Genomic DNA, 15757 nt, shown 5'->3' on the forward strand with positions numbered 1-15757 from the left:
ATGAGTATGACTGCGCAAACAGTTTGGGATAATTGTCTCTTATTTATTCAAGACAATATAACCCCGCAGGCTTACAAAACCTGGTTCGAACCCATTAAGGCGGTTAAACTTACAGATAATGCTTTAAGTATACAGGTTCCTAGTAAATTTTTTTACGAGTGGCTAGAAGAGCATTACGTTAAACTTTTAAAAGTTTCGCTTACAAAAGAGCTTGGGGAAAGTGCAAAGCTGGTTTATGTAATACGTATGGAAAACACCTACGGAAACAGACAGCCTTTTACAGAAAAAATTCCAAGTACAAACAGACCTTCTACGATGAAGTCTCAGGAGGTTGATGCTCCTTTTAAAAACAAAAATCCAGAGCTTAAGAATCCGTTTATAATACCTGGAATTCGCAACTTACAGATTGAATCTCAATTAAACCCAAATTATAATTTTGATAATTTTCTGGAGGGAGATTCTAACAGATTAGCTCGTTCTGCAGGTATGGCTGTTGCCAACAAGCCTGGAGGCACGTCTTTTAATCCCTTATTAATATTTGGTGGTGTTGGATTAGGTAAAACACACTTAGCACACGCTATAGGTGTTCAAATTAAAGATAGATATCCAGAAAAAACAGTTCTTTATATTTCCGCAGAAAAATTTACGCAGCAATACATTGAGTCTGTAAAGAAGAATAACCGTAACGATTTTATACATTTCTATCAGGTCATAGATGTATTAATTGTTGATGATATTCAATTATTATCTGGAAAAGCAGGAACACAAGATGTATTTTTTCACATCTTCAATCACTTACATCAAAACGGAAAGCAAGTCGTTCTTACAAGTGATAAAGCTCCTGTAGATATGCAGGATATAGAACAGCGTTTATTATCTCGTTTTAAATGGGGTCTTTCTGCAGAATTGCAGCAACCGGGATTTGAAACACGCGTTTCTATTATTAAAAATAAACTGTATCAAGATGGTGTCGAAATGCCAGAAGATATTGTGGAGTTTTTAGCAAATAATATCAAAACTAATATTAGAGAACTAGAAGGAGCTATCATATCCTTAATTGCTCATTCTTCGTTCAACCGAAAAGAAATTAATCTAGAGCTTGCAAAACGTATTGTTGACAACTATGTGAAGCATACTAAGCGCGAGGTTTCTATTGAATATATCCAGAAAGTAGTAAGCGACTATTTTCAAATGGATGTAGATACATTACAATCTAAAACTAGAAAAAGACATATTGTTCAAGCCCGTCAGCTAGCTATGTTTTTTGCAAAAAAACTTACTAAGGCTTCTTTAGCAAGTATAGGATCTCAAATAGGAAAAAGAGATCACGCAACGGTATTACACGCTTGTAAGACTGTAGATAATTTATCTGCAACAGATAAACAGTTTAGAAAATATGTAGAAGATTTGAACAAGAAACTTACGATGTAAGTCTCTTGTTCAGACCTTTTTTTTACAATTCTTTTCATCAAGATTAACTTCTTATTTTAAAAATTCTTGAAATGAAAACACATATTCTTATGGTCTGCTTAGGAAATATCTGCAGATCTCCCTTGGCTGAAGGATTATTAAAATCTAAACTGGATCCCACAAAATTTCAAGTAAATTCTGCCGGTACCGGTTCTTGGCATATTGGTAGTTTGCCAGACTCAAGAAGTATAGCTGTTGCTCAAAAAAATGGAATTGATATTACAGATCAACGTGGTATGCAATTCAAAACTGCACATTTTGATGCGTATGATCACATATTCGTTATGGATATTTACAATCACGAGGATGTACAGAATCTAGCACGCTCAGAAGCTGATAAAGCTAAAGTGAAACTCATTCTAGACGAGTTATTTCCTGGCGAAAAAGTAGATGTTCCTGATCCTTATAACGACAGTTTGAGAGGCTTTGATTCTGTTTTTGAAATGCTCGATGAGGCAACTTCAAAAATCGCAGAACGAATGACTAAGATATAACTACGACTTATGCATATAAATTCAACATTTGGAAAACTTTATTTGATCCCTACCACTTTAGGTGAAACGGCTCCATTAGAAGTAATGCCTGGTATGGTGCAGAAAATTGTTTATGAACTTGATGAGTTTATTGTTGAAAATGAAAAAACCGCACGTAGATTTATCAAACAGCTTTGCAATGACAAATCGCAACCAAGTCTTAGATTGCACGCTCTAAATAAACATACAGATATTACAGAAATACCCACTTTTCTAGATGCCTGCCTTAAGGGTATATCTATAGGTTTAATGTCTGAGGCCGGGGTGCCGGGTATTGCAGATCCTGGCGCAGACATTGTGCGTCTGGCTCATGAAAAAGGGATTCAGGTTGTTCCTCTTGTAGGTCCTTCTTCCATTCTAATGGCAATGATGAGTAGTGGTATGAACGGACAAAATTTTGCTTTTAATGGCTATTTACCCATTGACCAGAAAGAAAAACGTCAAGAATTGAAGAGATTAGAAAACATATCAAGAGATTATAATCAGTCTCAATTGTTTATTGAAACACCTTATCGAAATAACAAACTTATTGAAGAGCTCTGTAATTCATTAAATGCATCGACCAGACTTTGTATAGCTTGTGATATAACCCTACCCACAGAGTTTATAGTCACTAAACCGATATCTATGTGGAAAACTAAGCAACCTGATCTACACAAAAGACCCGCATTATTTATAATTCACGCATAAAAAAAACGACCTCTTTGAGGTCGTTTTTTTTTTAAATTTAGTTTCTATTTAACTTTCTAAATCTACCTTAGCATTTTTATTTGCTTCGATAAAAGAGATATCATAACCGCCAAATTTCTTAAGGTAACTGTGTACCGAAGTACCAAATGCATCCTTAAATCCATCTGCACCTCCAGAACGTAAATAGTTTTTTACGCTTCCAGGTCCTGCCAGATGAGCGGCTGCTAAAATCCCTGATTCTGTAATCGTAATACCGTTCATTTTTTTACCGCTAAAACGCTTAATGTCTTTGCGTAAAACCCATTTGTTACGCGAAGCATTTGCTACAAATGCTTTTTCCTGCAAAACTGGGTTTTCTAAAAATGCGTCAGTATCTGAAATACCTAATAAAAGTAACGTGCTTCTACCAAATTGATACTTACCTAAATATCCAAACTGGTTTATACGTTTGTAATCATTTTGTGACTCTTTAAACCCTAAGGCTTCTTTAAAACCGGTAAATGATTTGCCGGTGGTCGCTAAACTTGAATTTTTTGTTTCATCAAAAATAGTAGAAGAATCTAACTCGTCTGCCTGAGGAACTGTATAAAAAAGTTCTAAACCATCAGTAGAGTTGTCAAGAGGCATTTCTGTATCTTTTATAGACATACTTAGTGCTACAAGACCAAATACAGAAGGGAGCGCTGCTAATTTTACTATGTTTCTTGTCATAAATAATTTTTCAGACTGGTAGTCAAACGCTACTTATATACCTGTCTATATTACTCGGCAAATATACAACTTTTAATTAAGTTGCTGATAATGAAATGGTTAAGCTTTTTATAAAATTAAAGTTTTCGTTATTATTCGTTACTTTTAATCTTCATTTACTCATTTAGCTACCGTTTTTAACAAATTTTGCAGCTTCCATTGCATATAAATCAAAATTTTAACATATATCAGTTATCTGTTAATTCCCTGATTATTAATCCAGTCTATATATTGCTTTCTATTTGCATTATGCTGACCTATTGTTTTTGCAAACAAATGATATCCGGGTTTAGAAACGTTAGCAACAAAGAAATAGTATTCATGACTTTCAGGATTTAATACTGCATTAATCGCAGAAAGGTCTGGCATAAAAATAGGTCCGGGAGGTAAACCCGCATATTTATAGGTATTGTATGGAGAATCTGTCTCTAAATCTTTGTATAAAACACGCTTAATTACACGATCAAAATCATTAGATTCTTTTTTCACGGCATAGATTACAGTGGGATCTGCATCTAAAGTCCAGTTATTGTGCAATCTATTTAGATAAACACCTGCTACACGCGGACGCTCATCATTTTTTGCGGTCTCCTTTTGCACTATAGATGCCAGAGTATACACCTCTGCAGGCGTTAAATTTTGTTTTTCGGCTTTTGCCAATCGATCTTCAGTCCAAAATCTTTTATACTCCGTAAGCATTTTATCCCGATAACCTACTGCATCTGTATTCCAATAAAATTCATAGGTGTTTGGCAAATACATACTTAAAGCAGTTTCTTCAGTAAACCCATTAGTTTCGAGAAATTGCGTGTCTTTAAATGCTTTCATTAAAGATGTACTGTCTGCCTCTAGTTGTTGTGCAATTCTACCCGCAAGATCCTCTAATCGTTCTTGATTATTAAATGAGATCTTAATAGGAATATTACCGCTGCGTATGGCATTCACAATATCATTATTATTACTTCCTTTTTTAATAATAAAATGTCCCGCCTTTATATTTCCTATATATCCTTTACGCTGAGCCACTTCATCAAAGGAAGTCTTATCCTTCAAAAGAGGCTCTAACTCCTCTTGAACATCTTGATAAGATGCATTTGTAGGTATATAAACATGAGCTTCTTCATTATTGAAAGCAGTATTAGGCGTCAAAAACTTTCCGTAGATCGTATAGGCGAAAAAACCTGCTATTATCAATCCAATAATTGCCGTAGCGGCGATAATTCGTTTTATATACATTTTTATTTTATTAGTTGGTATAAATACTCATTTTGAAACTTGCCTGCTATGCGTACCCAATCTTTTTTAAGACCTATGGGTATGAATCCTTGATTTTCAAACAAATTAATACTTCCTGAATTTGACTCTAAGATATTAGCATATAATTGATGAAGCTCTAAGACGGTAAAACTATATTTAATAATTAATTCTAGAGCCTCTGCCCCATAACCCTTTCTGCGTTCTTTATTATCAAAAATGAGAATACCCAGACCTGCCCTACTGTGCTTGGGCTCAAAATCAAATAGATCGATCATCCCTATAGGTTCACACGTATCTATTTTGCAAATAACCAAGCGTAATTGCTTGACTTCAAAAATATCGCGATGCGAATTTTTAAGATATTGCTTAAGTAAAAATCGTGAAAATGGAGTGATCGTAGATGTAAGCTCCCAAAGATTTTCATCATTCTCAATCTTAAAAACGAGATCTAAATCTTCAGGTTCAAGAGCTCTAAGATAGACCAGATCACCGGTTAGCGTTATATGGGCCATACTCCTGTAAAAACTTGTTTAGCGGGACCTATAAGAAATATATTTTTATACCCTTCTTCGATCGCTTCAAATTGTACTTCAAGGTCTCCACCAGCTACTTGCAGTGCAATTTTAGATTCATTTGTTTTTCCAAGCTTATGTATTGCAAGAGCAACTGCCGTGGCTCCCGTACCACAACTCAAAGTCTCATCTTCTACACCACGTTCATAAGTACGCATTTTGTAACCTGAAGATGTTTTCTCTACAAAATTGATATTACTTCCAGATTTACCATATAAATCACTATATCGTATCGCTGCACCTTCTTTCTTTACATCGTATGATTCTATATCATGAACCCAAGTAACATGATGTGGCGATCCTGTATCTAGAAATAAATACGAATCGTTATTTTTTATATTCTCAACATCCTGCATTTTGAGATGTACTAAATCATCTTTGATTACAGCCTCATGAATACCATCTACCGCTTCAAAAGTTGTTGTTTCTGATATTACGCCTAATTCTTTTGCAAATGCCACCAGGCAGCGACCGCCATTACCACACATGGTACTTGGATTGCCATCTGCGTTAAAATAAACCATTGTAAAATCTAGCGTATCGTGATTCTCAAGAAGCATTAAACCATCTGCTCCTATGCCAAATTTACGGTCACACATGGCTTTAATAAGTTTGGTATTATTTTTGGAAAACACATGCTGCCGATTGTCAATAATTACAAAATCGTTGCCAGTTCCTTGGTATTTATAAAATGATAATGCCATTTTAAGTATTTTGAATAAGCAGGCAAAAATACATAAAGCAAGAATTCTAATGCTTGTTAAAGACTAGTTAAATACTGCAACACCCATTATTGACGGTCGTATTTAATTTGTTATATAAAAAGAAAACTATTTATGAAAAAATTTGCAAGCCTATTGTTTGTTGCCATCTTAGGTGGTGGTATTACTCTTGGAGCGTATAAATTCCTAGAGGAAGAGACTGGAAGTGAGATCACAACTTTAGCTTCAGAATCAAAATTTAGTCCCGTTAGTTTTAATGGTACTCCTATTACTAGTACAAATGCCGATTTTACCGAAGCGGCAGATCGTACCGTGCACGCAGTGGTACACGTCAAGAATGTGCAGGTATCGAGACAACCTCGTAGTTTACAGGATCTATTTTATGGAGGTGGGGAAATTAGAAAAGGATTAGTTGGTGCCGGCAGCGGTGTAATTATTTCTGCAGATGGATATATCGTTACTAATAATCATGTTATTGATGGTGCCACAGAACTTGAAGTTTCTTTAAATGATAACCGTACTTATAAAGCTGAAGTAGTAGGTACTGATCCAAAAGCAGATATCGCACTTATTAAAATCGACTCAGATGGTGAATTACCCTATCTGCCTTTTGGAAATTCAGATAATGTACGTATTGGTGAATGGGCTCTAGCGGTAGGAAATCCGTTTAATCTTACCAGTACCGTTACAGCTGGGATTATTTCAGCAAAAGCTCGTGATTTTAATGAACTTGATGGAAATAACCAATCGTTTATTCAGACAGATGCGGCGATTAATCCGGGAAATAGCGGTGGCGCCCTCGTAAATATCAATGGAGAATTAATAGGTATTAACACCGCGATTACTTCGCAGACTGGAAGTTATGTAGGCTATGCATTCGCTGTACCTTCTAATAATGCGCGTAAGATTGTTGAGGATATTATGGAATACGGCGATGTACAACGTGGTATTCTTGGAGTTTCTGGAGGTAGCATGAATTCTAACTATGCAAAGGAATATGATATTGATGCCGTTGAAGGTTTTTATATCGATTCTGTTGAACCTGAAGGAGGAGCTGAAAAAGCCGGACTAAAAAAAGGGGATGTAATTGTCAATATTGATAATGTAGCTATAAGAAAATTTGCTGATCTGTCTGGTTATTTGGGATCAAAACGGCCAAACGATGTGGTTGAAGTAACTTATATACGAGGAGATGATAAAAAAACCACTTCTGTTAAGTTACTTAAATACTCCTCTTATATTATTGAAAAGCCAGGTCTTGAAGTTCGTGAGATTTCAAAAGAACTTCTAAAAGATTATGGAGCCCAGAATGGAGTTGTAATAGCACAAGCGACAAATGATCAATTAAAAAGATATGACCTTAGTGGCATCGTTATAACTGCCATTGATGATCAAAAAGTAAAATCTGTAGATGATGTTAAACGAATTGTTTCGTCTAAAGCCTCTAACGAGCCTATAAGCATAAGCTTTGCAAGCAAAGGCGGAGAAAAAAAGCAGATTATTTTTCAATAAAATTTTCCTGAATTAAAAAAGCCCTTCAATTAGAAGGGCTTTTTTTTGCACTATACTTTACATGAAGTCTGAAAAACTAAGCAGGAATAAATGCTAAATTTTAGGAGTTGAAATTATAATGATTTAATTATGACAAATAGATCATTAGAAAGGGAATTGATTATTTTTGCGTACTAATTATACTAATACGGAAAGCATCTCGTTTTCCCAGAAACAGAAAAACGTCAAACCAGAAATGAATACATTTAAAATTAGCCTCATAATTGCATTATTTACACTCACAGGATTGAGTGCTCAGGAAGTAGATAATGTACCTAGTGAAGAGCCTAAAATCAATACAATTAACCAGCAGTTTACAGATTTATTTGAGAACTCAAACAGCTGGGAAGAGTACAAAAATATCAAGAAGAACTTATATTTAAAACTTCAGCAAAATACTGTTGATAGTATATCAAGTTTAAAACAAACAATAAGCACCCTTCAGCAAGAAATAGATTCTAAACAATCATCTGTCAAAGAATTAAATGATTCGTTAGCTGAAACTAAGAATACCCTTTCTTCGACTATAGATGAGAAAGACTCAATTAACTTTTTTGGGATACCAATGAGTAAAGTAGGCTATATGACTATGATGTGGGCTATTGTTGGGGTATTAGCATTAGGACTGGTTTTATTTATCTACAAGTATAAAGGTAGTAATGCACATACGCAGGAAGCGCAGAAAAAATTAAATGAAACTGAAATCGAATACGATGAATACCGTAAAAAAGCTTTAGAAAAAGAGCAAAAAATGGGTCGTATGCTTCAGGACGAACGCAATAAAGCACTCAAAAGCCCTAAAAAATAGTACTTTTGGTGATTCACAAATTGTGTTTATTCATTAAGTTATTTTCCTAAAATGCGCATAGATATTATCACTGTTGTCCCTGATCTTCTAAAGAGTCCGTTTGAAGCCTCTATTATGCAACGGTCAATATCTAAAGGGCTTGTCGAAGTACATTTTCACAATTTGAGAGATTATACAGATAGTTCCTACAAGCAAATTGATGATTATCAATTTGGTGGTGGAGCCGGTATGGTTATGATGGTAGAGCCTATCGATAAGTGTATATCTGCACTTAAAGAAGAGCGCGACTATGATGAGATCATATATATGACTCCAGATGGCGAGACTTTAAATCAAAGTATCGCAAATCAAGTGTCTTTACTTAATAATGTAATCATATTATGTGGTCATTACAAAGGTGTAGATCAGCGTGTAAGAGATCATTTTATAACCCGTGAAATTTCTATAGGAGATTATGTACTTAGTGGTGGCGAATTAGGAGCATTAATTTTATGTGATGCTGTAATACGGCTTATACCCGGTGTTTTGGGTAATGAAACATCGGCATTAACAGATTCTTTTCAAGACAATTTACTTGCGCCACCGGTTTACACACGACCTGCTGAATACAAAGGATGGAAAGTCCCCGAAATTTTAACTTCTGGGAATACGCCAAAAATAGAAAGTTGGCGAGAAGAACAAGCTTACAAACACACACTTAAGCGCAGACCCGATCTTTTAAAAGATTAAGTACTATTTGTAAAAAAAATAAAATTAATGGATTGTTAGATTTAAAAATAATCCTAAATTTGCAGCCTGTTAAGAATAACCTCTGGCGATATACGTGAATGTTGCTTTTATAAAATTTAAAAAATCTCAAAAATGGAAGATTTAATCAGTTTTGTACAAAACGAATTTGTAGAGAAAAAAGAATTCCCAGAATTTGGTGCTGGAGACACTATCACTGTTTATTACGAAATTCGTGAAGGTGAAAAGAAACGTACTCAGTTCTTTAGAGGTGTTGTTATACAGGTACGCGGTACAGGTGCAACACGTACATTTACAATCAGAAAAATGTCTGGTACTGTAGGTGTAGAACGTATATTCCCAATAAACCTACCTGCTCTTCAAAAAATTGAAGTTAACAAACAAGGTAAAGTACGTAGATCTCGTATCTATTACTTTAGAGGTCTTACTGGTAAGAAAGCTAGAATTAAAGAAGTTAGAAAATAATTCTTTATTACGTATAGTATTTAAGATGCCTCTAGAAATAGAGGCATTTTTTATGTTTAAGCTTATTAACAAAAGTTAATAAGCTTTATTTATAAGATGTTTAAAACTAAATAGTTGAAAAAACTATATCGTTTTCAAATAATTTAGTAAATTAGTATATCAAAAGTTTAGTAATACTTTTATTTATTCTGAAAAGTATTATTTGTTGCCTGTACAGTTATGAAGCACAACACGTGTTCAGAATTTTAAAATTTCATAAATGTAGAGGATCGGGGTTAAATGACTAATCCCTATGTATTGATTTACGGTGTAAGTACTAATATTCTTACTAAAGAACTTAAAGGGTTCACCGGTAAAAAATCAAGCCATTTGAAGCTCTATTAAGATTATTAAATCTTAATAGAGCTTTTTTATTGCTATCGCGTAGTTATGCGCTATTACACACCTTACATCAATAGCATTAACAACAATTTAGGTGTTAAAATGTGCTTTAAAATTCTATATTTGCAAACTGAAAAAAATAGTAAAATCAATTTTAGATTTTATATAATTTATACTGGATTATCTCCTTGGAAAATGAAGTGATCCTAAAACCAAGATTTAAAAATAAAACTTTCTATGTCAACCAAAACGTCTACAATAGCATACACAAAAACAGACGAAGCACCGGCTTTAGCTACTCATTCTCTTTTACCGATAATCAGAAAATTTGCCAAAGCTGCAAATATCGAATTAGAAGTTAAAGACATTTCATTAGCAGCACGATTACTGGCTGCATTTCCAGATTATCTTAACGAGGATCAAAAAGTTGAAGATGCGCTTGCTGTTCTTGGAGATCTTGCTAAAAGTGCAGATGCAAATATTATTAAGTTACCTAACATAAGTGCTTCTATTCCTCAACTTACTGAGGTTATTAAAGAATTGCAGGCAAAAGGATTTGCAGTTCCTAATTACCCGGAGGAAACTACTACAGAAGAACAAAAAGAGCTAAAACAACGTTTTGCTAAAGTATTAGGTAGTGCAGTGAATCCAGTATTGCGTGAAGGAAATTCAGATAGACGTGCACCTAAACCGGTTAAAGAATACGCAAAGAAAAACCCACATAGTATGGGTGCCTGGAGTAGTAATAGCAAATCTCATGTTGCAACAATGTCTTCAGGAGATTTTAAATCTAACGAGAAATCACTTACTCTTTCTGATGCAACCGAAGTTACAATCGTTCATACTGACGCCAGCGGAACCACAACAAATCTAAAAAGCAATTTAGCGCTTAAATCTGGAGAGGTTATAGACGCTACGGTGATGAGTAAAAAATCATTACTATCTTTCTTAAGCGAACAAATTGAAGATGCTAAAGCAAAAAACATTTTGCTGTCTGTTCACTTAAAAGCAACAATGATGAAGGTTTCAGACCCTATCATTTTTGGTCATGCATTACGCGTTTACTTTAAAGAGGTTTTTGAAAAATACGGAGAAGAATTAAAGTCAGTAGGTGCAGATGCTAAAAACGGACTAGCAGCTTTACTAAGCGATATTAAAAAATTACCTGAAGCTAAAAGTCAGGAGATTGAGCAAGCAATTGCTGATACGCTAGAAAACCGCGCAGATCTTGCTATGGTTAATTCAGATAAAGGCATTACCAACCTTCACGTTCCTAGTGATATTATCATTGATGCTTCTATGCCCGCAATGATAAGAAACAGCGGTCAAATGTGGAATTCTGCAGGGAATTCTCAAGATACTAAAGCTGTAATACCAGATAGCAGTTATGCTGGCATATACCAGGAAACTATAGATTTCTGTAAGGAGCACGGTGCCTTTGATCCTAAAACAATGGGAACTGTACCTAATATAGGTCTAATGGCTCAAAAGGCTGAAGAGTATGGATCTCACGACAAGACTTTTGAAATTCCACTTGATGGTAAAGTTGATGTAATTGATGCATCAGGTAATGTCCTGTTATCACATAACGTTGAAGCAGGTGATATCTGGAGAATGTGCCAGACAAAAGATGCTCCTATTCAAGATTGGGTTAAATTAGCTGTAAACCGTGCAAGAGCTACCGGTACTCCTACCCTATTTTGGTTAGATGAAAATCGCGCTCACGATTCAGAATTAATTTCAAAGGTTAAGCTTTACTTACAAGATCACGATACTGAAGGTTTAGACATTCAAATTATGTCTCCTGAGAAAGCAACACATTTTACGCTTAAAAGAATGAAAGCTGGCGAGGATACAATTTCGGTAACCGGAAATGTATTGCGTGATTACAATACAGATTTATTTCCTATTCTAGAAGTAGGAACGAGTGCAAAAATGCTTTCAATTGTTCCTCTTATGAATGGTGGAGGTCTTTTTGAAACCGGTGCCGGTGGATCTGCTCCTAAACACGTTCAGCAATTTGTAGAAGAAGGTCATTTACGTTGGGATTCGTTAGGTGAGTTTCTTGCCTTAGCAGTTTCGCTTGAACATGAAGCGGAAGCTAACGGAAATCAAAAAGCACTTGTTCTTGCAGAGTCTCTTGATGAAGCAACTATTAAATTTTTAGACAACAACAGATCTCCTTCACGTAATGTAAACGAGTTAGACAACCGTGGAAGTCATTTTTATTTAGCTTTATACTGGGCTCAGGCTCTAGCAGCTCAAGACAAGGATAAGGAACTTCAGGTACATTTTGCAGAGATTGCAAGTGAGCTGGAAACAAATGAAGATAAAATCTTATCTGAATTATTAGAAGCTCAAGGAAAAACGGTTGACCTTGGCGGCTATTATTTTCCAGATGATAATAAAGCTTCAGAAGCAATGCGTCCTAGTGCAACATTTAATGCTATTATAAATTCATAATTGAATTTTTATATCAGTAAAATGGGTTTTGAAATTCTTTCAAAACCCATTTTTTTTGTTTGAAATACTACCCATAGAAATCTTACGAGTCAATTTGTGATTTAAAGAGTAAAGTCAACTAATTTTGAAATAAAAAATTGATTAAGAACTATCTCATTCTATTCTTCATCATTGGAATAGCACACGCCGGATTAAGTCAAAACAAATACACTTTTAGTGGTATTGTTTCTGCAGCATCATCAAATGAAACCCTTATAGGTGTTAATATCCTCATTCCTCAATTAAATACCGGAGCAGTTACTAATGAGTATGGCTTCTACTCTATTACACTTCCGGAAGGTACGTATGATATTCAAATAAGCTTTTTGGGCTTTGATCCCATTACTCAAAAACTAAACCTTACTCAAAATACAAAACTGAATTTTAGCTTAGAAGAATCAACCGAAGCTTTAGACGAAGTTATTATCCAAGAGAACATCGAAAAACTAAGCATCAGAAAACCTCAAATGAGCGTTAATGCACTTACTGCTTCGACTATAAAACAAATTCCGGTTGCTTTTGGGGAAGCAGATGTAATCAAATCAATTTTATTATTGCCCGGTGTAACCAGTGCTGGGGAAGGCGCTAGTGGCTTTAATGTGCGAGGCGGTGCAGCAGATCAAAATTTAATTTTGCTGGATGAGGCTATTATTTTTAACTCATCCCATTTATTTGGTTTCTTCTCTGTATTCAATCCAGATGCCATCAAAGATCTGAAATTATACAAAGGTGGTATTCCTGCAAAGTATGGTGGACGGGTATCTTCGGTATTAGATATTTATCAAAAAGAAGGAAACAGTAAAGAGTTTCACGCCAATGGTGGTATAGGCGCCGTAGCAAGCAGACTTTTAGTAGAAGGACCTATTCAGAAAGATAAATCGGCGTTCTTAATAGGCGGTAGAGCGTCTTATGCGCATTTGTTTTTACCGTTGTTTGATCTGGATAACAAAGCTTATTTCTATGATTTGAATGCAAAATTTAATTACAAATTAGATGATACTAATAATTTTTACTTATCCGGTTATTTTGGAAGAGATTTGTTTAGCGTAAGTGAAAGCTTTGTGAACATATATGGAAATGCGACTATAAATTTGAGATGGAACCATATATTTTCAGATAAATTATTTTCTAATCTATCTCTTATATATTCTGATTACTACTATGGATTAGAATTGGATTTTGTCGGTTTTCAATATGACTCCGGAATACGCAATTTTAATCTCAAATACGACCTTCAGCATTATATAAGTAACAAACTGAAATTGAGTTACGGCCTCAATAATATTTATTACCGCTTTAATCCCGCTACAATTGAACCTAATCGTGATGATTCTGGAATTGTAGCCTCTCAACTCATTCATAAATTTGCCAATGAATTTTCGGCATATCTAGAGGCAGAACACGATATTTCTGAAAAACTAACATTAAGATACGGCTTGCGAGTAAGCCACTTTACTAGATTGGGTCAAGACGAGTTTAATAGATATCTCAATGATAATCCGTTGACTTATGACGAAAATTTAAAAATTTACCAACCAGCAGTGCCGTCTGAAGTAGATCGCAACACTGGTACATTGGCAACATTTACAAATCTAGAACCCAGAGCATCGCTATCTTATGTTTTAAACAACACAAGCTCAATAAAGGCTAGTTATAATAGGATGGCACAATACTTACATCTTATTTCTAATACTAACGCCCCTACTCCACTAGATGTTTATGCTCCGAGCGGTCCTTATTTAAAACCGCAATTACTAGATCAATATGCTGTAGGTTATTTTAAAGAACTCGCAGGCGGAGATTATTCTCTGGAGACTGAAGCTTTTTATAAAGATGTGCAAAACCGACTTGACTATCGCAACGGCGCGCAACTTATAGCAAATGATGCAATTGAAGGTGAAGTACTGGTAGGTAAAGCCCGTGCGTATGGACTTGAGTTTTTAGCACGTAAAAATTCTGGTGACTTCACAGGATGGTTAGCATATACTTTATCTAGAAGTGAGCAACAAACACCTGGACAAATGCCTGGAGAATTAGGTATAAATAACGGGGATTGGTATGCTTCAGCTTATGATAAAACACACGATATAAGCGCTTATATAAATTATAAAGCAAGTAAAAAATGGAATTTTAATGCCAATTTCATTTATCAAACGGGCCAACCTACAAATTATCCGGTGAGTCAGTCTCAGTTTCAAGATCTAATCACTTCTAATTACGGAATGCGTAATCAGGAGCGCCTACCCGCCTATAATCGGTTAGATATTTCAGCTACACTTACACCATCAAAAAATAGTGAGCGTCGGGTTAAAGGAGAATGGGTTTTCAGTATTTATAATGTGTACAACCGTATGAATGCTGCATCGATAAATTTTAGACAAAATGAAGATACCGGAGTTAATGAAGCTGTAAAGACTTCGATATTCGGGATATTACCTTCAGTAACTTATAATTTTAAATTTTAATGCAAACCATATCAAAATTCTTATTGGCTAGTGCTTTCCTGCTGCTTATTATTAGCTGCCAGGAAACCATAGATGTTGATTTGCCACAAACTGAAGAACGACTTGTTGTAGATGCCCTAATGCGTATTCCCAAGGCAAATACGACATTTGTAGAAGCCTCACTAAGGCTTAGTTTAACAACAGGTTTTTTTGAATCTACTATTCCTACTATTGACGATGCATTAGTCACTCTTGATAGCGCATCAGAAATGTATACACTTACATCCAATGGCAATGGTTTTTATAGTGCGATGATTCCGCGAGATCAAATTGATCAAGATTTAATGACTCTTCGTGTGTATTATAATGATGAGATTTACACAGCTACCGCTAAGTACATTACAGCCGTACCTATAGAATCTCTTGAGCAAGGAGATGGAAGTTTATTTTCTGGCGATGAAACAGAAGTGATTGTCACATATACCGATACACCCAATCAGGATAATTATTATCTTTTTGATCTGGATCAAGGTGAATACCTTACCAGTGAAGATACTTTTTATAAAGATCAGCGTTTTTCCTTTTCCTATTTTTATGAAGATTTAGAGCCGCAAGACACGCTTAATATAGAACTTATAGGTATAACAAAACCATTTTTTGATTATATGAGTATTGTCATAAATCAATCTGGTACCGGCTCTGGTAATCCTTTTGCCGCCCCTCCCACCGAAGTGCGAGGAAATGTCACAAATGAAACCAATGAAGCTAATTATCCACTTGGGTACTTTGCAATTGGTGAAGTTTATACAAACCAATTAATAATTGAATAACTTTGAATCCTGTTGATTCTGTAGAATTGATAGCA

Annotated in this window: 14 protein-coding genes; 10 read left to right on the plus strand and 4 right to left on the minus strand. The window is 35.1% G+C overall.

Annotated elements, in window-relative coordinates:
* The 3 genes from dnaA to ABVM53_RS00015 all read left to right on the plus strand — a co-directional run bounded on the left by dnaA (nucleotide 1) and on the right by ABVM53_RS00015 (nucleotide 2693).
* Nucleotides 1-1431, plus strand: coding sequence for a chromosomal replication initiator protein DnaA (gene dnaA, locus ABVM53_RS00005; RefSeq protein WP_128756760.1), 1431 nt, complete (start codon nucleotides 1-3; stop codon nucleotides 1429-1431).
* Nucleotides 1432-1502: 71 nt separating this feature from the next.
* Complete coding sequence (locus ABVM53_RS00010; protein WP_405327980.1) at nucleotides 1503-1964, plus strand: low molecular weight protein-tyrosine-phosphatase; 462 nt, start codon at nucleotides 1503-1505, stop codon at nucleotides 1962-1964.
* A gap of 9 nt (nucleotides 1965-1973) precedes the next feature.
* Nucleotides 1974-2693, plus strand: coding sequence for an SAM-dependent methyltransferase (locus tag ABVM53_RS00015; protein ID WP_371456785.1), 720 nt, complete (start codon nucleotides 1974-1976; stop codon nucleotides 2691-2693).
* Nucleotides 2694-2741: 48 nt separating this feature from the next.
* Here the strand turns inward: ABVM53_RS00015 and ABVM53_RS00020 are convergent, their stop codons facing one another.
* The 4 genes from ABVM53_RS00020 to dapF form a co-directional block, all read right to left on the minus strand.
* Nucleotides 2742-3404, minus strand: a complete 663-nt coding sequence (locus tag ABVM53_RS00020; protein WP_128756757.1) for a peptidoglycan-binding protein LysM — start codon at nucleotides 3402-3404, stop codon at nucleotides 2742-2744.
* Nucleotides 3405-3635: 231 nt separating this feature from the next.
* Entirely contained in the window at nucleotides 3636-4679 is a 1044-nt protein-coding gene (gene mltG, locus ABVM53_RS00025; protein ID WP_405327984.1) for an endolytic transglycosylase MltG, read from the minus strand.
* A 2-nt stretch (nucleotides 4680-4681) separates the two neighbouring features.
* Nucleotides 4682-5212 carry a GNAT family N-acetyltransferase gene (locus ABVM53_RS00030; protein WP_405327987.1) on the minus strand — a complete coding sequence of 177 codons (531 nt, stop codon included), beginning with the start codon at nucleotides 5210-5212 and terminating at the stop codon, nucleotides 4682-4684.
* Nucleotides 5200-5976, minus strand: a complete 777-nt coding sequence (gene dapF / locus ABVM53_RS00035) for a diaminopimelate epimerase (RefSeq protein ID WP_405327990.1) — start codon at nucleotides 5974-5976, stop codon at nucleotides 5200-5202. The genes ABVM53_RS00030 and dapF overlap by 13 nt, the downstream gene beginning before the upstream one ends.
* A gap of 132 nt (nucleotides 5977-6108) precedes the next feature.
* On the opposite strand from dapF, the gene ABVM53_RS00040 reads away from it, so the two are divergent.
* The 7 genes from ABVM53_RS00040 to ABVM53_RS00070 all read left to right on the plus strand — a co-directional run bounded on the left by ABVM53_RS00040 (nucleotide 6109) and on the right by ABVM53_RS00070 (nucleotide 15722).
* A complete protein-coding gene (locus ABVM53_RS00040; RefSeq protein WP_128756753.1) occupies nucleotides 6109-7506 on the plus strand; it encodes a trypsin-like peptidase domain-containing protein in 1398 nt (465 codons plus the stop codon).
* Between the two features lie 235 nt (nucleotides 7507-7741).
* Nucleotides 7742-8353 carry a hypothetical protein gene (locus tag ABVM53_RS00045; protein ID WP_405327993.1) on the plus strand — a complete coding sequence of 204 codons (612 nt, stop codon included), beginning with the start codon at nucleotides 7742-7744 and terminating at the stop codon, nucleotides 8351-8353.
* Between the two features lie 51 nt (nucleotides 8354-8404).
* Nucleotides 8405-9082: a tRNA (guanosine(37)-N1)-methyltransferase TrmD gene (gene trmD, locus ABVM53_RS00050; RefSeq protein WP_405327996.1), complete on the plus strand. Its 678-nt coding sequence runs from the start codon at nucleotides 8405-8407 to the stop codon at nucleotides 9080-9082.
* A gap of 132 nt (nucleotides 9083-9214) precedes the next feature.
* Nucleotides 9215-9565, plus strand: coding sequence for a 50S ribosomal protein L19 (rplS, locus tag ABVM53_RS00055; RefSeq protein ID WP_128756750.1), 351 nt, complete (start codon nucleotides 9215-9217; stop codon nucleotides 9563-9565).
* 618 nt (nucleotides 9566-10183) lie between these two features.
* The gene (locus ABVM53_RS00060) at nucleotides 10184-12409 is read left to right on the plus strand and encodes an NADP-dependent isocitrate dehydrogenase (RefSeq protein ID WP_405328003.1); all 2226 of its coding nucleotides are present in this window, start codon (nucleotides 10184-10186) and stop codon (nucleotides 12407-12409) included.
* A 137-nt stretch (nucleotides 12410-12546) separates the two neighbouring features.
* Complete coding sequence (locus ABVM53_RS00065) at nucleotides 12547-14913, plus strand: TonB-dependent receptor (protein ID WP_405328006.1); 2367 nt, start codon at nucleotides 12547-12549, stop codon at nucleotides 14911-14913.
* Nucleotides 14913-15722 carry a DUF4249 family protein gene (locus tag ABVM53_RS00070; protein WP_405328008.1) on the plus strand — a complete coding sequence of 270 codons (810 nt, stop codon included), beginning with the start codon at nucleotides 14913-14915 and terminating at the stop codon, nucleotides 15720-15722. The genes ABVM53_RS00065 and ABVM53_RS00070 overlap by 1 nt, the downstream gene beginning before the upstream one ends.
* Nucleotides 15723-15757: the final 35 nt, after the last annotated feature.

Origin of the sequence: Leeuwenhoekiella sp. LLG6367-2.1 (genome assembly GCF_045055775.1) — a bacterium.
Taxonomy (GTDB): domain Bacteria; phylum Bacteroidota; class Bacteroidia; order Flavobacteriales; family Flavobacteriaceae; genus Leeuwenhoekiella; species Leeuwenhoekiella aequorea.